This window comes from Fictibacillus nanhaiensis (genome assembly GCF_036213205.1).
Lineage (GTDB): Bacteria > Bacillota > Bacilli > Bacillales > Fictibacillaceae > Fictibacillus > Fictibacillus nanhaiensis_E.
On record NZ_JARMFC010000001.1, the window covers coordinates 1 to 19,644 of the forward strand.

The 19,644-nt window shown below is 39.4% G+C and carries 16 protein-coding genes; 1 reads left to right on the forward strand and 15 read right to left on the reverse strand.

Going from position 1 to position 19,644, the window contains the following annotated elements; genetic code table 11:
• Positions 1-31: 31 nt before the first annotated feature.
• From ysxE to hemA, 9 genes are all read right to left on the reverse strand, one after another.
• Positions 32-1,105: a spore coat protein YsxE gene (gene ysxE, locus P4V41_RS00005; protein WP_328082803.1), complete on the reverse strand. Its 1,074-nt coding sequence runs from the start codon at positions 1,103-1,105 to the stop codon at positions 32-34.
• Positions 1,102-2,025 carry a hypothetical protein gene (locus tag P4V41_RS00010; protein ID WP_328082804.1) on the reverse strand — a complete coding sequence of 308 codons (924 nt, stop codon included), beginning with the start codon at positions 2,023-2,025 and terminating at the stop codon, positions 1,102-1,104. The genes ysxE and P4V41_RS00010 overlap by 4 nt, the downstream gene beginning before the upstream one ends.
• A gap of 14 nt (positions 2,026-2,039) precedes the next feature.
• The gene (locus P4V41_RS00015; protein ID WP_328082805.1) at positions 2,040-3,593 is read right to left on the reverse strand and encodes a LysM peptidoglycan-binding domain-containing protein; all 1,554 of its coding nucleotides are present in this window, start codon (positions 3,591-3,593) and stop codon (positions 2,040-2,042) included.
• A 144-nt stretch (positions 3,594-3,737) separates the two neighbouring features.
• The gene (hemL, locus tag P4V41_RS00020; protein ID WP_328082807.1) at positions 3,738-5,024 is read right to left on the reverse strand and encodes a glutamate-1-semialdehyde 2,1-aminomutase; all 1,287 of its coding nucleotides are present in this window, start codon (positions 5,022-5,024) and stop codon (positions 3,738-3,740) included.
• Positions 5,025-5,040: 16 nt separating this feature from the next.
• Positions 5,041-6,012, reverse strand: coding sequence for a porphobilinogen synthase (gene hemB / locus P4V41_RS00025; RefSeq protein ID WP_328082808.1), 972 nt, complete (start codon positions 6,010-6,012; stop codon positions 5,041-5,043).
• A gap of 1 nt (position 6,013) precedes the next feature.
• Positions 6,014-6,766, reverse strand: coding sequence for a uroporphyrinogen-III synthase (locus P4V41_RS00030; RefSeq protein ID WP_328082809.1), 753 nt, complete (start codon positions 6,764-6,766; stop codon positions 6,014-6,016).
• Positions 6,766-7,698, reverse strand: coding sequence for a hydroxymethylbilane synthase (gene hemC, locus P4V41_RS00035; protein WP_328082810.1), 933 nt, complete (start codon positions 7,696-7,698; stop codon positions 6,766-6,768). Before hemC ends, P4V41_RS00030 begins: the two co-directional genes overlap by 1 nt.
• Before the next feature lie 19 nt (positions 7,699-7,717).
• Positions 7,718-8,536, reverse strand: a complete 819-nt coding sequence (locus tag P4V41_RS00040; protein ID WP_328082811.1) for a cytochrome c biogenesis protein — start codon at positions 8,534-8,536, stop codon at positions 7,718-7,720.
• Positions 8,537-8,574: 38 nt separating this feature from the next.
• Complete coding sequence (gene hemA, locus P4V41_RS00045; RefSeq protein WP_328082813.1) at positions 8,575-9,942, reverse strand: glutamyl-tRNA reductase; 1,368 nt, start codon at positions 9,940-9,942, stop codon at positions 8,575-8,577.
• A 234-nt stretch (positions 9,943-10,176) separates the two neighbouring features.
• Here hemA and P4V41_RS00050 point away from each other — a divergent pair, with 234 nt between their 5' ends.
• Positions 10,177-10,653 carry a LiaI-LiaF-like domain-containing protein gene (locus tag P4V41_RS00050; protein WP_328082814.1) on the forward strand — a complete coding sequence of 159 codons (477 nt, stop codon included), beginning with the start codon at positions 10,177-10,179 and terminating at the stop codon, positions 10,651-10,653.
• Positions 10,654-10,931: 278 nt separating this feature from the next.
• On the opposite strand, the gene yihA is transcribed toward P4V41_RS00050, so the two are convergent.
• The 6 genes from yihA to tig all read right to left on the reverse strand — a co-directional run bounded on the left by yihA (position 10,932) and on the right by tig (position 19,562).
• Positions 10,932-11,519 (reverse strand): ribosome biogenesis GTP-binding protein YihA/YsxC, encoded by a 588-nt coding sequence (gene yihA / locus P4V41_RS00055; protein ID WP_328082815.1) that lies wholly within the window; start codon positions 11,517-11,519, stop codon positions 10,932-10,934.
• On the reverse strand, positions 11,516-13,834 hold the full coding sequence (gene lon / locus P4V41_RS00060) for an endopeptidase La (protein WP_328082816.1): 2,319 nt from the start codon (positions 13,832-13,834) through the stop codon (positions 11,516-11,518). Before lon ends, yihA begins: the two co-directional genes overlap by 4 nt.
• Before the next feature lie 194 nt (positions 13,835-14,028).
• Positions 14,029-15,696 carry an ATP-dependent protease LonB gene (gene lonB / locus P4V41_RS00065; protein WP_328082817.1) on the reverse strand — a complete coding sequence of 556 codons (1,668 nt, stop codon included), beginning with the start codon at positions 15,694-15,696 and terminating at the stop codon, positions 14,029-14,031.
• 610 nt (positions 15,697-16,306) lie between these two features.
• A complete protein-coding gene (locus P4V41_RS00070) occupies positions 16,307-16,555 on the reverse strand; it encodes a hypothetical protein (RefSeq protein ID WP_328082819.1) in 249 nt (82 codons plus the stop codon).
• Positions 16,556-16,662: 107 nt separating this feature from the next.
• Positions 16,663-17,937 (reverse strand): ATP-dependent protease ATP-binding subunit ClpX, encoded by a 1,275-nt coding sequence (clpX, locus tag P4V41_RS00075; RefSeq protein WP_328082820.1) that lies wholly within the window; start codon positions 17,935-17,937, stop codon positions 16,663-16,665.
• Positions 17,938-18,269: 332 nt separating this feature from the next.
• Positions 18,270-19,562, reverse strand: coding sequence for a trigger factor (gene tig, locus P4V41_RS00080; protein ID WP_137788726.1), 1,293 nt, complete (start codon positions 19,560-19,562; stop codon positions 18,270-18,272).
• Positions 19,563-19,644: the final 82 nt, after the last annotated feature.

Genomic DNA, 19,644 nt, shown 5'->3' on the forward strand with positions numbered 1-19,644 from the left:
TTTGTCTACGTTCTGAGATCACATATAGTCGTTATATGTGATCTCCTTCATCATTTATGTGAATTTTTGTTGGAATAGAATCTGTTTGCTCTAACGGTGCAGGTGGTGGAGCCATCATAATCGCATCACAGAAATCCCGGATTTTTTTCATCGCTCTTATTCTGCTCTCAAGCCTATGCACCATTTCAATTTGAGAATAATCATTTCGTTTCATGCAATAAAGATCCACTGCATTAAAAACAGGTTCAGGATAAGATAAATAACTAATTAATAATCCTCTTTCTTCATTTAACAATGGTACATGCTTTTCATAAAGGTCCAATAATGATTTTCCTTCTTCTGCAGACCATTCCTTTTGATGAGCTACTCTTCTAAAATAAACCGCTAAATCTCTGATTGGTGTATCCAGAACAGCTTTCTCAAAATTGAGTAGATGTCCTTCACCTGTTGGATTAAAAATAAGGTGGTTTCTAGAAACCTTTCCGTGACAAAGGACGCTCCGGTAACGTTTTTCTCTTTGACACGTTTCATACCATTCTTTCAACCTTCTTTTCGCTTCTTCTGTCATTCTCATAATTTGATGAAAGTGACTAAGATACGTTAATTCAAAGGGAGACATATACGTTTTCTGTTCTGATTCTTCCGTAAATCTCTCCATCTCATATTGCCTGTTTTCCCATCTGTTCATGAGATACTGATACGAATGTTCGACTACTTCATTCGAAAAGTCTTGTTCCTTCAGTGTTAAAGCATGGATTTTTCCTAAATGATCGATAAGAACTTCGTCTTTAGCTCTCTCGTTTCTTTCATCAGACGCAAACCACGGCATTAAATAATATGTTCTTGATCCTAACTGAACTGTATAATCGCCAAACTTGGTCGGATACAGAGGAACGACCTGATGAAAACCTATCTCGGAAAGACGCTGAATCACATGTGTAAACCAGTTTCTTTCGTCCTCTGTCATCTCTGCTTCTTTCAGTGCAAATGTACCCCTTTTCGTTATGACCTTCTTCACTTTCCCGTGCTGCTCTAACTTCTCGGGAAATAGATCATAATGAAAAAGGACGGGCCCGTAATTTAATGTTTCTTTTTCCGTTGTCATAGGGCCACCTTCCTTCTTTTTTCATCAAACCATTCAGTTACCGCCTTAACCAAAGTTCGATTTTTTTCCCAGCAATCTTCATATTTCTTAAGACCTTCTATCATTCTTTCTAAAGAGCTGTTATCTAATTGATCTAAACAATCGTGCAGTTCCCAAGGCGTAACGATCTCAGCTAAAAATAACAATCCTTGTTCTCTGTCCAAAGAAAAATGCTTATTCACCTCCGATAACAAGAGTTTTAAAGATGAAGGTGAGGTTTGTTCCAACCACTCTAACATAAACTTACGAAGTGGCAGATACCCCTTTACTGGTAAAGATTCACCACCCTGATAAAATAGGAAGTGAAAGACCTTCCTGCCATTTTTTACACTTAATTCTTTATCAAGAACAGGTAATGCAGGGTTTCTTACTTTATTTTTAATCGCACGCGAAAATTCTAATCTTTGCTTACTCTCATTAATACTCGTTACCATACACTGAAAATTAGCTTCCAAATACTTTTGAGCGAGCTTGATACAATGATTCAAATCGAAGGCCGGAGGTTCAATTTGTTGCATGAATACTTCTTGTTTTTCTGCAGACTCTGCTGTTGCTGTATTTAGTAATGTGCCAATGAACTGACCCCAACGTTCTACGTCTTCACAGCCAAACAATTCTTCAGTATGATCATGAACAGTAAGCCACCTGTTTCCATATTTTACGGCAGGCTCACCGCTTTTAGTACGAATCATACGATCTGGCACAGCGCTTGAGCCCTTCGCGGACTCATCGCGCCATCTTATGTGCCATTTCATACAGTCGCTTTCATTCCAATAACGGATACGTTTCTCTCCATAATCTGTCATGATGATATGAGGTTTTTCTTTCCATCTCATCCCATGAAGTTCATATTCATCTTTTAAGGTGTTGATCAGCTCCATAATAGCACCTCTACTTAACGTGAACTGACAGGGATATATATAATCTGCCCTTCGGTTACTTCACCTTGCTGCAGTTGGTTCATACGCATGAGCGTATTCAACGAGATATCATATCGCTCACAAATGTGTTCTAGTGAATCTCCACGCTGAAGAATGTACATCTTCATTTTAGAAAAACGGTCTTCTTTAGCAGAAAGCATCTTCGTTAAATAAAGAGCATTCTCATCTCTAGGCTCATCACGTTGTTTATGCATTTCCATAGACTCCGCTTCAGTCTCATAATCATCGTAACTCGTATCGTATGATTCATAATTTACTTCCTGCTCTTCAGCTCCGTTATTACTTGCATTCTCATATTCTTGCTCTGCTTCATATGATTGTTCGCCATACCCGTATGAAGGACGTTGTGAAGCATGTTGCTGATATTGATAATTTCCATACTGATTAGATTGCTGTTGATAAGCATCTTGCTGTTGATATGCTACTTGTTGCTCATATTCATCTTCCTGCTGATACCCGCCTTGATTTTGGTTCGAAACTTGTTGCTGGTAAGCTTCGTGTTGTTGATACGGGTTATATGAGTATGGTCTATTCGTATCTTGATAAGGTTGCTCATACTGTGAATAGTTAGATTGTGAATCGTCTTCTTTTTGATAAGAAGTTTCATAGCTCTCATAATCGCCTTCTTCATGATCATAGGCATCTGAATTATTATTTTCTTCCATGTCATCTACTTCTCCATAAAGCTGTGAATTCTCTTCATCGGAATTCACTGCTTCATCAATAGTAGCCTCATCATTGTTTCTTGTATCGTCCATTGAGAACGCAATAGCTTTTAACGAATCGAATGTTGTTTCCATCGTCCGATCATCTTGTGCCTCAAAGTGTGGTTTAAACTCAAATGGTGTTGTCTTTTCAGCACGAACCTCTGCTTCCTTATCATCGAACCTAGCTGCAAATTCGTTTTGATAAGAAGATTGTGAAGGTATGCCTCCACTTTGACGTGCTTCAAACTGAAAAGGAGTAAAAATATCTTGTTTTTCTTCTTTTTGTACAGACCTTTCTTCCGTGGCACTCGTTCGAACCGCTTCTTTCTGAAGATCGTATGCTGGACTTTCCTGACGCTGCTTTTCATCTTTTATCCCATAAATACAGATTGAAGCAGATAGTTCAAAGCACGTAGAGTTCGGAAGTTCATATTCAAACGATTCCACTTCCACTTTTACCTCATTTGAATCCTCTACTCGATAAGATGGGATGGTAATATCGACTGGAAAACGATGCACAAGATCTGTCATCCCATCTTCTGCCACGTTCAGTTGGGTAAGAGAGCGGTAAGACATACTCTCTGAGAGTGTATTCTGAACCGATACTCCCTCGTTCTGTTCTTGATTTTCTGACCGGTATCTGCCATTTAAAATTAGGGCTCCCTTGATATAAACCTGTCCGGCTTCCTCTGTAATATGAATCTCAGGATCTAGTGACATCGACAAAACTTCAGCTACTTCCTGTCCTTTCTTTAGCCAAACAGACTCCTCAATGGAGAAACGCAGCTTCGATTGACTCATGCCCTTCTCCTCCTTTCAGGTTGCATATAGTTATACAATATAGGTGTATGAGGGAACAGGACGAAATATGATTTTTATTAGTTGACAGCTTATTAAAAAACAAAAATAGCGTCCGCTGAAGTTAGCGAACGCTATAATACATGATTATTTTAATTGTGAAAAAGCCTTTCTAAAAGCAGAAACTGTTTTATTAATATCTTCGTCTGTATGTGCAGTAGATAAGAATAATCCTTCAAATTGTGAAGGAGGCAACGAGATGCCTTCTTGAAGCATCGTTTTGAAGCACGAGTTAAAGTGATCCAAGTTGGATTGCTTAGCCGTGTCGTAGTTGATAACATCTTGATTTGTGAAGAAAAATCCAATCATGCTGCCAGCACGGTTGATGGTATGCGCAACACCGTAATGTTCAGCCGCTTCAGAAATTCCAGAAGCTAGTTGATCTCCGAGCTTTTGAAAATAGGTGTAACTTTCTTTCGTAAGTTGTGAAAGGGTAGCATAGCCTGCAGCCATTGCAAGCGGATTTCCTGATAACGTACCCGCTTGATAGATCGGACCGCTCGGCGCGATTTGTTCCATGATCTCTCGTTTCCCACCATAAGCACCAACAGGTAGGCCGCCCCCAATTACTTTACCTAAACAAGTTAGGTCAGGTGTTACTCCAAAATAACCTTGTGCACATTCATAATCTACTCGAAAACCTGTCATTACTTCGTCAAAGATTAATAGGGAGCCGTGTTGTTCAGTTATTTTACGAATGCCTTCTAAAAATCCTTTTTGCGGAGGAACTACACCCATGTTGCCTGCGACAGGCTCTACAATCACACAAGCAATATCTTCTCCAAATTGATCAAATGCTACTTGCAAGCTCTCAAGGTCATTGTATGGAACTGTTATCGTGTTCTGTGCGATGCCTTCAGGAACCCCAGGAGAATCCGGTAGGCCAAGTGTTGCTACACCAGAGCCCGCTTTGATCAGTAAAGAGTCACCGTGTCCATGGTAACAGCCTTCAAATTTAACGATTTTGCTTCTTCCAGTGTATCCACGAGCTAAACGAAGTGCACTCATCGTAGCCTCTGTACCAGAGTTAACCATACGTACGACTTCGATCGATGGAACACGGTCGATTACCAGCTTTGCAAGCTTCGTTTCCATTTCATTCGGAGCACCAAAACTTGTTCCCAGCTCAGCAGTTTGCTTAAGTGCCTCGACTACATGATCGTCAGCATGTCCAAGAATTAAGGGTCCCCATGACAATACATAATCAATATATTCGTTACCATCGATATCATAAATCTTTGATCCTTTTCCTCGTTCCATAAAAACAGGATCCATTTTTACAGATTTAAATGCACGAACAGGACTGTTAACTCCTCCGGGCATTACCTCTTTCGCTTCTTGAAAAGCAGCAATCGATTTTTCAAAGCTTCTCATACTAACACCTCATTCCTTATTTTTCATTCAGCCATCTTGCAGCATCCTTAGCAAAATACGTAATAATTAAGTCTGCTCCTGCTCGTTTCATAGAGATCAGTTTCTCAAGTACAATACTCTTCTCATCTACCCAGCCGTTCATAGCAGCTGCTTTAATCATGGAATACTCTCCACTCACGTTGTAAGCTACTAATGGTAGAGGATATCGGTCTTTTAGTTCTCTTAGAATATCTAGGTAAGAAAGAGCTGGTTTTACCATTAAGAAATCAGCGCCTTCAGCCACGTCTGATTCAGCCTCTCTGAGAGCTTCAAGTCGGTTCGCCGGATCCATCTGATATGTTTTTCTATCACCGAACTGTGGGGTGCTATGAGCTGCATCACGGAACGGACCATAAAAGGATGATGCGTATTTAACTGCGTAAGACATGATCGGAACATCATAGAAACCAGCTTCATCAAGTCCTTGTCTGATCGCTGCAACAAAACCATCCATCATGTTTGACGGTGCAATGATATCCGCTCCTGCTTTAGCCTGTGATACAGCTGTTTTTGCAAGAAGCGTCAAGGTTTCATCATTCAATACTTCACCATTCTCAATCACACCGCAGTGTCCATGATCTGTGAATTGGCATAAACAAGTGTCTGCAATGACAGTTAGTGATGGAGCAACCTCTTTAATTTGTGAAATTGCTTTTTGTACAATTCCATTATGATCATAAGCTGAACTTCCACACTCATCTTTTTCAGCTGGTACGCCAAAAACGATAATAGACTGAATGCCAAGACTTTCAATTTCTTTTACCTCTTCTTGAAGAAGGTCTAGGGATAGGTGGTACACACCTGGCATGGAAGGGACTTCTTTTTTTATGTTTTCTCCTTCAACAAAAAACAATGGATAGATAAAGTCTGAAACATGAAGGTGCGTTTCACGCACTAGCGAACGCATGGATGCTGATTTTCTTAAACGACGATGACGCTGAAAATTCATATTAACTTCCTCCTTGAAAATAAGAGATGGCACAGTTCACCATATCTTCTGCGGTAAATTGATTAGGCATTAAAACTTGATGAAAACCGCAATTTTCTGCAGCACTTTTCGTTGTTGGTCCAACACAGATTACAGGCTTACTATTTACATTTTCAATGTTTAGCTCTTTACTTAAAAAGGTTACAGCAGAAGGGCTCATAAAGAACAGGCAATCAGCTTGGTGCACGATCGACCAATCTAAATGGTCTTCTGATTCAGTTTTGTAAACAACTAACTCTTCAACAACTGCTGTATCCTTCAACTCTTCTTTAATAAAAGATGGTGCTAGGTTTCCTTTTGGAAATAAAATTCTTTCATGTGATAAGACGTGTTTTTTTAGCGTCTTCACTAGGCTTTCAGCATGAAAGTGTTCGGGCACAAGAATAGATGTGACCCCTCTTTTACTTAATGATTCTGCCGTTTTATCACCAACTGCAGCAAACTTAGTATTTTTAAGTGAAGCGGCACTATCTTGGATCAAATCAAAAAAGTAGTCTACCCCATTTTTGCTCGTAAAAACAATCCATTGATAAGATGATAGATTCTTTAGTAAAGATTGTGAACCATCATTTCTTACACCTTTTATAGACACAATAGGAAAAGAAAGAGGGATGCCACCTTTCTCTTGAATAAGTGAGATCAATGGCTCTGCTTGCTCTTTCGGCCGTGTAACAAGTATTCGCTTACCTGCTAATGGTCCTATAAAAGTATTCATTACGTATTTAAATCCTTTTTTACTGCATCTAGTATTGTTTTTGCACCTAATACCTTTAATTTTTCAGCTAACTCTAAACCAACACGGTGAGGGTCTTTACCTGATTTCATTTCCTTTAACACGGTCTTTCCTTCAGGATCTGCAACAAGACCCGTTAATGAAACTTCTTGGTTTTCATCCATTGTAGCAAATGCTGCGATTGGAACTTGGCAGCCGCCTTCTAACGTGTTCAGGAAAGAGCGCTCTGCTAAAACCGTGTCAAACGTATAAGCATCGTTCAGTGTAGCTAACAATTCTTTTACTTCAAGATCTTCACTTCTGCATTCAATAGCTAATGAACCTTGTCCAACAGCAGGGAGACACAGGTCAATGTCTAAGTACTCGGTTACAACATCTGTAGACCAGCCCATTCTTTCAAGTCCTGCAGCAGCTAGGATGATCGCATCAAACTCACCAGACTTTAACTTGTTAAGGCGAGTATCAATATTACCTCGAATAGATTTAATCGTTAAATCTGGGCGTCTGTTCAAAATCTGTGCAGCTCTTCTTAGTGAGCTTGTACCAACAACTGCACCCGCAGGAAGCTCTCTTAACGACGAGTATTTTTCGGATATTAAAGCATCTCTCGGATCAACGCGTTTAGGTGTACAGCCGATCTCGAGTCCCTCAGGCAGTTCAGAAGGCATATCCTTCATGCTGTGAACGGCAATATCAATCTCTTTATCTAACATCGCTTGTTCGATCTCTTTAACGAACAAACCTTTTCCGCCTACTTTTGAGAGCGTAACATCAAGAATGATATCACCTTTTGTTACGATCTCTTTTACTTCAAATTCAAAAGGCATTCCTGTTTTTTTTAATTGCTCGATCACCCAGTTTGTCTGTGTAATCGCTAATTTACTTCTTCTTGAACCTACTATAATTTTTCTCATGATATGAATCTCCTATTCTTTACTTATACCAAAGGTGAAATTCAGTAAACGTCGACGCTAAAAAGTAGTTGATCAATACGACTAGGAAGGCAGCAGCGTTCCAAAGCGCTAACGTTTTACCTTGCACTCCTCTTCCAACCTTTTGATAGAGGTAAGTACTGTAAACCAAAAGGACAATAAATGACGAGATGACCTTGGCATCAAGAAGTGTAAAGTCATTTATTTTCCAGAATGCCCATACGACTCCCAATATTAGACTGAGCAAGAGCAACGGAACTCCAATCGTATTCAATCGAAAAGAAAGCTTCTCTAAGTATGATAGACTCCCAAAACGCTGCAGCCTTTTGCTCCATTTCTTTCGTTTCAACATACCATGCTGAAGAAGATACATGAACGAGAATATAAAGGAGAGTGAGAATGCTCCGTACGAGATAAATGCCATCGTTACATGAATGATCAATAGTTCTGAGATCAGCTGTTTCTCAATCACAGCACTTGCTTGTCCTGTTGGAGCAAACAAATGGATCGAGACGAGCAAGAAACCAAGAATGTTCGTAAAAAACACGAGAAAATCAACCCGGAAAAACCTACTCATGACAACCGAGAACGTTACAAGGATCCATGCATAAAAAAACAAGCCTTCTGAGGGTGTTAATATAGGAAACCGTTGATCTTTCAACATCCTTAACACTAAAAAGACTGTTTGAAGTACCCAGACAATAGAAAGCAACCAGAAAGCAAATCGGTTTGCTTTCCGGTTGTTTTGAAGAAAATCTATAAAATAGCCTATGATGCTTAGTGCATATAGAACGATAGTAAGATCATATATCCAATTCATTTTTGCTCACACTCCATGAGCTCGAGGGAAACGAGAGCTTAAGTTCTAACTACAGCCGAAGGAACCACTTCATCTGTTAGTGAAGACTTCTCTTCGACGTTCGCAGCAAATGCTGTTTCCAACTGCTTCTGTTTATCCAAATAATCTTGTAGTCCGAAAATTTCAGTAAATAATTGCAACTGTTCTTCAGCTCCTGGTTCACCAGCCATCTCTTTGGCTCTAGTCACAGGATCACGAAGCAATTGATTCACGATACTCTTCGTATGTTTACTTAAAATTTTTCTTTCTCGATCCGTAAGATCCGGAAGCTTACGCTCAATGCTTTGCATAGTTTCCGCTTGAATGTTTAACGCCTTTTCTCGTAGTGCAGATATTAACGGCACTACACCGAGCATTGAAATCCAAGATTGAAAAGCTACAATTTCAGCCTCGATCATAATCTCAATTTTTTCCGCTTCTTTCATCCGTTCAGCAAGATTAGACTCTACGATACCTTCTAAGTCATCAATATCATAAAGAAAAACACTGTCTAAATCATGAAGCTCAGGATCTAGGTCACGAGGTACTGCAATATCTACCATGAACAATGGAAGACCTTTACGTTTCTTAACTGCTGGTGCCGCCATCTTCTTTGTAATGACGAATTCACTAGCACCTGTAGAAGATATCACGATATCTGCTTTTATGAGCAAACTTTCTAGGTTTTCAAAAGGATGTGCTGTACCATGAAACTTTTTAGCTACCTCTTGCGCCTTTTCAAAAGTTCGATTAATAACAAGTACTTCATTTCCTCCACTCGCATGCAGATGTTTCGCTGTAAGCTCACCCATCTTACCCGCACCAACGATTAAGATGGTTTTATTTTGCAAACCATCAAAGATTTTTTTAGCGAGCTCAACAGCTGCATAGCTAACCGAAACGGCATTTTCACCAATATCTGTTTCTGAATGGCATCTCTTTGCAAATGTGATCGCTTGCTTCATTAGTTTATTAAATATTGTCCCTGTTGCATCAAGTTTCTGTGACTCTAAGAATCCATCTCTTACTTGACCAAGGATTTGAGTTTCACCAATAACCATAGAGTCCAAGCCTGCAGCTACACGGAAAAGATGTTCGACAGCAGCTTCTCCATCTCTAATACTCAAAAATGGTGAAAGTTCTTCTTTATCAATTGAAAACCAGTCCGCCAAAAAAGATTTGATGTAGTATCTTCCTGTATGAAGCTGATCGGCAACAGCATAGATCTCAGTGCGGTTGCACGTTGAAACGATTACACATTCAAGTATACTTTTTTGTTTTCGGAGTGTAGAGATCGCATCAGTTAATTCAGAGGGCTGAAAAGAAACTTTTTCCCGAATTTCTACGGGTGCCGTTTTGTAATTAAGTCCAACCACTAGAATATGCATGCGCTCACCTCCCTTAATTATGTATGTTCATTACTAATTATAACATGTCCCAAAATACGGAATATCCAATATTGTGAACAGAATTTAAACGTTTATGCTATGATGTATTTATTATCTTTTTGGTGTGTGTTTAGCAGTTTTAGGATAACCATAATTACTAAAACTTAGCACCAATATTAAAAATAACAAAAATCGACCAATTTAGCAAAGGTTTACGTTTAAGATGGAGGCATTATGAAACAAAGAAACACATTCAGCGGCATCATTTTACTCGGAATTGGTTTATTCTATTTTGCAAATAGAATGAATATCGAACTGCTCCAACCGTATCTGACTTGGCCAAGTATACTTATCATCATCGGTATTGCTCTTATACTCCAGTCTGGTTCTGGAAAGGATTCTTCAAGTATTTTTTCAGGTGTATTTTTAACCGGATTAGGTATACATTTCCATGCTGCAGCAAAAGTTGCCACATGGCCGGAACCGCTCCAAGTTATCGTCTTACTAGCAGGGGTATCATTTCTAATTCAGTATCGAAAAACAAAAGAAGGGCTTATCCCTGGGTTGTTGTTATCCCTTTTAGCTCTTTGGTTGCTCTTCTTTAAGAGTAATACCCCTTCAGTAGAAAATATATTTGTGAAAGCTGAAGATTTTTGGCCTATTATTTTAATGGTTATCGGGGCTTACCTTATGTTCTTTAAAAAGAAATAAAAACACAAAACCCTCTATGTTTTTAAAAACATAGAGGGTTTTTATGTTGAGGCTGTTTTCACATAAACAGAAGTACTCATATAGTAGTTGATTTCCGTTCCAGGTCGCTCGCTTTCCATGGGGCGAACGGTGAGCCTCCTGCCGCTTCGCGCCCTTAGGAGTCTCCACCTGATCGCTCGTCCCATAGGAGTCGGCAACCTTCCTCTTCAATCAACTTGCAAAGTAGAGGAAAAGAAAACCTCTAAAGCATCTAAACATGAAAACTTTTATTAGAGTCATTATTTAGAAAGATAAGAATTGAGTACGCCCCACGCTTCATCTTTTCCATGTCCGGTTTCAGATGAGAATAGAACGATCTTATCGCTCTTGTCCATGTTTAAGGTTTCCTTGACTACTTTTTTATGCTTGTCCCATTTTCCTTTTGGGATCTTGTCACTTTTCGTAGCGACTACAATAACAGGAAGCTCATGATATTTTAACCAATCGTACATTAAAACATCATCTTTTGATGGAGCATGTCTAAGGTCTACGAGCTGAACAACAGCTTTTAACTGATCGCGCTCAACGAGATACTGCTCAATCATCTTGCCCCAAGCTTCTCGTTCTGTCTTTGACACTTTAGCAAAACCATAGCCAGGTACATCTACAAAATAAAAACTTTCATTTAGGATATAAAAGTTTAACGTCTGAGTTTTCCCAGGTTTTGAAGACGTACGTGCTAAATTTTTTCTATGAATCATCTTATTAATAAAAGACGATTTCCCTACATTTGAGCGTCCTGCCAAAGCAATCTCCGGAAGATTGCCTTCCGGATATTGTTTTGGTCCGACTGCCGAAATTACGATTTCTGCTGTATTTACTTTCACTTTCTATCACCCGCTAATGCAACTTTTAATACCTCATCTAAATGAGATACGGTTATAAAAGATAATCCCTCTTTTACCGATTGTGGAATATCTTCAATGTCTTTTTCGTTTTCTTTCGGAAGTATGATGGTTTTGATTCCTGCTCGATGCGCACTTAATGATTTTTCTTTCAAACCACCAATAGGCAACACACGACCTCTGAGCGTGATCTCCCCGGTCATCCCTACATCTTTTCTCACTGGCTTTTTCGTTAGTGCCGATACTAATGCTGTAGCAATGGTTATTCCTGCTGAAGGACCATCCTTAGGCGTTGCCCCTTCAGGAACATGTATATGAATATCTGTTTTCTCATAAAAATCATGATCAATTCCCAGCTCTTCCACTTTCGTGCGAACATAGCTTAACGCAGCTTGAGCAGATTCTTTCATAACATCTCCTAACTTACCTGTTAAGATCAGTTTACCCTTACCTGGTGATAATGCCACTTCAATTGAGAGAGTATCCCCACCTGCTGTCGTATAAGCCAATCCTGTTGCTGCACCAATTTGGTCTTCAAGTTCTGCTTGACCATATCGGAATCGAGGTTTACCAAGATAATCTTCAAGATTTTTAGCAGACAGTACAACCTTTTTCTTTTCAGCTGATACAATCTGCTTCGCTGCTTTTCTGCATAACCCTGCAATTTGGCGCTCAAGATTACGCACACCAGCTTCGCGTGTATAGTTACGGACCAGCTTTATAATGGAATCATCCTTAAACTGAATCTGACTTTTCTTTAGTCCATGTTCTTTCAACTGTTTGGGAATTAAGTGATTTTTAGAGATATGCAGCTTTTCAACCTCTGTATAACCAGCGATCGAAATCACTTCCATCCTATCTAATAACGGCCCAGGAATGGTTGAAAGAGAGTTAGCTGTCGTTACAAACATAACTTTAGAAAGATCATATGGCTCTTCAATATAATGATCGCTAAAGGTGCTGTTCTGTTCAGGATCAAGCACTTCAAGCATTGCAGAGGAAGGATCTCCTCTAAAATCACTCGACATCTTATCGATCTCATCAAGTAAGAACACGGGATTAATCGTCCCTGCTTTCTTCATCCCTTGAATTAAACGACCTGGCATCGCACCCACATATGTTCTTCGATGTCCTCTGATCTCAGCTTCGTCTCTTACACCGCCAAGTGAAATCCTCACAAAATTTCTGCCTATGGCACGTGCGATCGACCTTGCTAACGATGTCTTACCAACCCCTGGAGGTCCAACTAAACAAAGAATCGGCCCTTTTAGAGAATTTGTCAGCTTCTGAACAGCAAGATATTCTAAGACTCTATCCTTCACTTTTTCAAGACCATAATGATCTTCATTAAGAACTGTTTCCGCATGTGGAATATCCAGATTATCAATCGTCTCTTGTTTCCAAGGTAGATTAACAAGCCACTCGATATATGTTCTGATAACAGAGCTTTCAGCTGAAGAATTAGGCATCTTTTCATAGCGGTCAAGTTCTTTTTTTGCAAGTTCCATGACCGTCTCAGGCATATCAGAAGATTCAATACGTTCTTTGAGCGTACTCACTTCCCCAACTTTGCCTTCTTTATCACCTAGCTCTTTTTGGATAGCTTTCATCTGTTCGCGCAAATAATATTCTTTTTGCGTTTTTTCCATCGCCTTTTTAACGCGTTGACCGATTTTCTTTTCTAGACCTAGCACTTCTTTTTCATTGTTTAAAAGGTCCAGTAAGTGTTCAAGTCTTTCTTTCACATCAAAGATCTCTAGGATTTTTTGTTTTTCTTTGATCTTTAAAGAAAGATGTGAAGAAATAACATCAGCCAAGCGTCCAGGTTCAGTAATATCTTGAACTGAGGCAAGGGTTTCAGGCGTTACTTTTTTCGATAGGTTTATGTATTGTTCGAATTGAGCCAGAACAGCTCTCATAAGAGCTTCCGTTTCGGCTTCTTTCACTTCAATATCATCTGTTAATTCAACTTCTACTTCTACATGGGTCTTCTCGTCCGTGAACGAAGTAATTTCTCCGCGTTTAATACCTTCAACAAGTACTCTGATCGTGCCATTAGGCAGTTTGAGCATCTGATTTACTTTTGACAACGTTCCTACATGATAAATTTCCTCTTGTGCTGGATCTTCAATAGAAACTTCTTTTTGCGTAGATAGAAAGATCATCTGGTCATCAAGCATCACTTTTTCAAGCGCTTGAATAGATTTTTCTCTTCCTACATCTAAATGAAGTACCATTGTTGGATAGACCAACAATCCGCGAAGAGGGAGGAGCGGAAGAACTCGTTTTTCCCCCATTAAAAACACCTCCGAAAACTGCTATGTAATCATTAATTATATGCTTAGTCTTTGTACAATTCTACCGATAATGCTTAACTTTGTCTAATGTAAGCTTCGGATTGTTAGAAAACTCCTAATAAAACGTTCTCCTAGCATGATTGAAATTTTTTATCATCCTATTTTCTGAACAAAAAGAAACTCCCTACTTCTCCTTATACAGAAGAAGGAGGGGAGTTTAAGGCAGCAGACGCAGGAATAGATTGCTCTTCACCGTCATCTAAAAATGCGTGTTGAAATACTTCTGAAAGTTTTTTTACTGGAATGATCTCTACATCTTCAATCGTATCGAAAATCTTTTGGTTATTCTCAAACGGGATAAGAACACGTTTTGCACCTGCATCTTTCGCAGCTAGTATCTTCGCCATCACTCCACCGACTGGTTTCACTTTACCATGTATGCTGATCTCACCTGTCATTGCGATTTCATGATCTATTTTAATGTTGTGAATAGCTGAGTATATGGATGAGGCGATCGCTATTCCTGCTGATGGACCGTCTACCGGGCCACCACCTGGAAAGTTCACGTGGATATCATACATGGATGCATCTACTCCCATGTAACGAAGTACTGTAATAACGTTCTCTACTGAACCTTTTGCCATACTTTTTCTTCGAATAGACTTCGATTGATTACCGATACTCTCTTCTTCTGCTATTCCTGTTATCGTAATGGAACCTTGTTTCTTTGCAGGAAGTACGGTCGTTTCAATCTCAAGCAACGCTCCGCTTGTTGGACCGTATACAGCAAGACCATTCACTAAGCCAATCTTTGGTTTGACTCCAATTTTTCTTTCTGGTCTTGGAGCCATTCTACTTGAGTGAGTTACCCACTCTACATCGCTCTTTGTGATGTTTTTTCGTTGTTCGGTGATCGCTAACCCTGCTGCAATTTGAATCATATTAACCGCTTCTCGACCGTTTCTAGCATATTGGGCCATATATGATAAGGAATCACCATCAATCCCCAACTGAATCTTATCAGCTGCCCTTTTAGCGATCTGTTCAATTTCAGCAGGCTGTAATTCTCTAAAGAACACTTCTAGACATCTAGATCGAATAGCCGGAGGGATCTCTTCTGGCATACGAGTTGTGGCACCAATCATTCGAAAATCTGCAGGAAGACCATTTTGGAAGATATCATGAATATGGTGCGGTATGTTCGCGTTTTCCTCCGAATAATAAGCACTTTCCAAAAAAACCTTACGATCCTCTAGAACTTTGAGTAACTTGTTCATTTGTATAGGATGAAGTTCACCGATCTCATCTATAAAAAGAACACCGCCATGAGCATTTGTGACAGCCCCTTGCTTCGGCTGAGGAATACCCGCCTGTCCCATAGCTCCAGCACCTTGGTAGATTGGATCATGCACAGAGCCAATCAATGGATCTGCAATGCCTCGCTCGTCAAAACGAGCAGTCGTAGCATCCAATTCTACGAAGACTGCTGTAGAACGAAAAGGAGATGACTGATTTCGCTTCGCTTCTTCTAAAACTAATCGTGCTGCTGCTGTCTTCCCCACTCCTGGAGGGCCGTAAACGATAACATGCTGAGGATTCGGTCCACATAAAGCAGCTTTCAACGCTTTTATTCCATCTTCTTGTCCGATGATATCTTCAAACTTTCCAGGTCGAACACGTTCAGACAGAGGTTCTGATAGGGAGATCGAACGCATTCTTCTAAGCTGCTCCATCTCTTTTCTAGATTCTTTATCCACACTTACTTTTTGAGAACGCTGGTTACGCAACAAGTTCCAAAAATATAGCCCTATAACAATCCCAAAGAATAATTGAATAAGTAATGCTATGCCAGTCCAGTTCATTGTTTTTCCTCCCGGTACCTATGTAGTGATAATCATAGTATCTCCGAGGAGGTGGTGAACTAAACGGTCAACCTTTTAAAAAGACAATTTCACATAGATTGCAATAAGTAATGAATATCTGTTTACATTACTGAACACGACAAATAAAGAACCCAACATTTGATCTTAATCAGTATCACCGCTTCATTTACTTTTATTGCTGTTTGACCCAAAGGGTGTCCATTTTGACCCACAGACCTATGATTTTGACCCATAGATTATGATTTGACTCATAGACCTCTCTTTTTGACCCATAGAAGTCTTCGTTTGACTCATAGGTGTTTAGTTACGACCCATAGACATCATACTTTGACTCATAGGGATCAGCTCACACGCAATCTGACTATGAAATGAAATAGTGCTGACCCTCCAAAGATCACGTGAAGTGCTTTTTGGGGTCAGTCCTATCTTTTTAATACCTTAACTTCATCAATACGCTCTTAATATCTTCATCATTCATCTTCAGTGCGGAATGTTTATCCGTAATTTTAGCCAGTGCCAAATCGTAATAAAAAAACTCAATAAAAACTTTAATAAATGGCCGCGGTTTCGCCTTCAACGCTTGCCAGCTTTATCTTTCCATCCCTGCAAAGATGACTTCCGTATCATCGACGACCATTAAACGAAAGCGCCTAGCGAGTGATGTTCTTGTGCAGGAATCAACGATGTGCGCATGAGAAAGCGCGGACTCCAATACATCCACTCCCTGCTTTCCTTTCCCTGCAGAATTGGTAGGATCTCTTAAATATCGTCTTGCCATCCAGATACGCGAATGGATTTGAATTAATTTAATAACACCACTTTTGTACTTTTTACTCATACTCGTTCTCCCCAAAATGATACGAACATTTTACGTATCAACTATCACAGGTCTAGTTTTTTTAATTTCCTAAACAACAAAAAAGACCAGCATAAGCTGGCCTCAAATTAAGCACTCTCTTTTGGAGTCTCTTTTGATTGTTCAATAACCGTACCGTCTTCTAACTCGAGAGTTGGTGGTACTTTATCAGAGATCGTTTCTTTCGTTACGATACATTTAACAACATCTTCACGAGAAGGCAGCTCAAACATTACATCAAGCATAACTCCTTCAATGATTGAACGAAGTCCACGGGCTCCTGTTTTACGTTCGATGGCTTGAGCAGAAATTTCTCGAAGAGCTTCATCGGTAAATTCTAGCTCTACACCGTCAATATCCAATAACTTCTGATATTGTTTTACAAGTGCGTTCTTCGGTTTTGTTAAGATTTCAACCAACGCTTCCTCATCAAGAGGGTTTAAGTTTGAAATAACCGGTAAACGACCGATAAATTCTGGAATCAAACCAAAGCGAAGTAAATCTTCAGGAAGAACTTTAGACAAGTATTCTCCCGCTTTTAAGTCAGCTTGTTTCGTTTCAGAACTGAATCCAATCACTTTCTTACCAAGTCTGCGTTTAATGATTTGTTCGATACCATCAAAGGCTCCACCACAAATGAACAGAATATTAGTAGTGTCAATTTGAATGAATTCTTGATGAGGATGCTTTCTTCCTCCTTGTGGCGGCACACTAGCTACTGTACCTTCAAGGATTTTAAGAAGAGCTTGCTGAACGCCTTCACCGGAAACATCTCTTGTGATAGAAGGATTTTCAGATTTACGTGCAATCTTATCAATCTCATCAATATAGATGATTCCTTTTTCCGCCTTTTCTACATCATAATCTGCAGATTGAATCAATTTGAGGAGAATGTTTTCTACATCCTCACCAACATATCCAGCTTCTGTTAAAGATGTAGCATCTGCTATAGCAAAAGGTACATTTAAGATACGAGCCAACGTTTGAGCAAGTAGTGTCTTACCACTTCCTGTTGGTCCGATCATTGCGATATTACTTTTAGCTAATTCTACTTCATCTGATTTTTGAGTTGAATTAATACGTTTGTAATGATTGTAAACGGCTACAGAAAGGGATTTCTTAGCCTGAGCTTGACCGATTACATACTCGTCAAGAATTTTACGAATTTCCACTGGTTTTGGTACTTCTTTTAGTTCTACATCCTCTTCAGTACCTAATTCTTCTTCTACGATTTCAGTACAGAGTTCAATACACTCATCACAAATATATACACCTGGTCCAGCAACCAGTTTTCTTACTTGATCTTGTGTTTTACCACAGAAAGAACATTTCAATTGCCCTTTTTCATCATTAAATTTAAACAATGATATCACCCCTAAAACGAGAATATGGATGAAACGCTTGACTAAAATCCAGATATATTCTGAAGGAAAGTCTAATTATCTTTTCTACGACTTAAGCATTCCGTTGATTATAATGGATTGTATCACACTTCCATAATAAAACGGAAATAATAACGCTTAATAAATATGTATGGTAACGCTCTATATAAGTATGAACAATACCACAAGATTTAAAACCTATTTTTCAGATAGGATGTGTATTTTAATAGGAATTTAATATGTATGGCAAAACAAGGCACGATATATAAGGATCGCGCCTTGCTTTAGTTTATGAACTTATTTAATTATTTGGATTAAGCAGTTTTGCTGTTTTCCACAAGAAAGTCGATTGCTTTACGTACTTTCAAGTCAGCTGCTACTGCATCATTTCCGCCTTGCATAGCAAGCATTTGCTTGATTTGTTCTACTTCCATTTGGTACATTTCAGCCATCTTGCTAAGTTCTGCATCGATTTCTTCTTCAGAAACTTCGATGTTTTCAGCTTCAACGATTGCTTCAAGTACTAAGTTAGTACGAACACGTTTTCCAGCATCTTCTTTCATTTGCTCACGAAGTGCTTCTTCGCTTGTACCTGAGAACTGGTAGTAAAGGTCAAGGTTCATACCTTGCATTTGAAGACGTTGGCCAAATTCTTGAACCATGCGGTCAAGCTCTGTGTTAACCATTGCTTCAGGGATATCGATTTCTGCATTTTCAGAAGCTTTTTCGATTACTGTTTCACGAGTTTTGTTTTCAGCTTCTTGCTTTTTGCTCTCTTCAAGCTTTGTGCGAAGTTCTTTTTTAAGATCTTCTAAAGTTTCAGCATCGCCTTCAGCTTCTTTAGCGAACTCGTCATTAAGCTCTGGAAGTTGTTTAGCTTTGATATCGTGAATGCTTACTTTGAAAACAGCAGGCTTACCAGCTAGCTCTTCAGCATGGTACTCTTCAGGGAAGTTTACGTTTACTTCTTTTTCAGCACCAGCTTTTTCACCAACTAATTGCTCTTCGAAACCAGGGATGAAAGATCCAGATCCGATTTCAAGAGAATAGTTCTCAGCTTTTCCACCCTCGAAAGCTTCGCCATCAACGAATCCTTCAAAGTCGATGTTTACAGTATCGCCATTCTCAACTGTTCCTTCTTCTTTGACAACAAGTTCAGCTTGTTGCTCTTGTAGAGAAGTAAGTTCGTTTTGAACATCCTCATCTGTAACTTCAGTTTCAGTCTTTTCAACTTCAAGACCTTTGTAATCACCAAGTTTAACTTCTGGTTTAACGATTACTTTAGCTGTGAAAACAAGGTTGCTTCCTTGTTCCATTTTTTCGATGTCAACTTCTGGACGATCGACCGGCTCGATACCAGCTTCTTGTACAGCGTCTCCATATGCTTTTGGCAATAGGATATCTAGAGCGTCTTGGTAAAGAGACTCTACTCCAAAACGTTGTTCAAAAAGTCTACGCGGCATTTTCCCTTTACGGAATCCTGGTACGTTAACTTGCTTTACAACTTTTTTGAACGCTTGATCAAGCGCTGTATCTACTTCAGTTGCCTCAACTTCTACCGTTAAGACACCTTGATTACCTTCTAACTTTTCCCATTTAGCAGTCATTAAATGTTCCCTCCAACATCGGTATTTCCATAACTATCATATAGATTACAACCATTCCATTATAGCATAGACGTTCTGTATT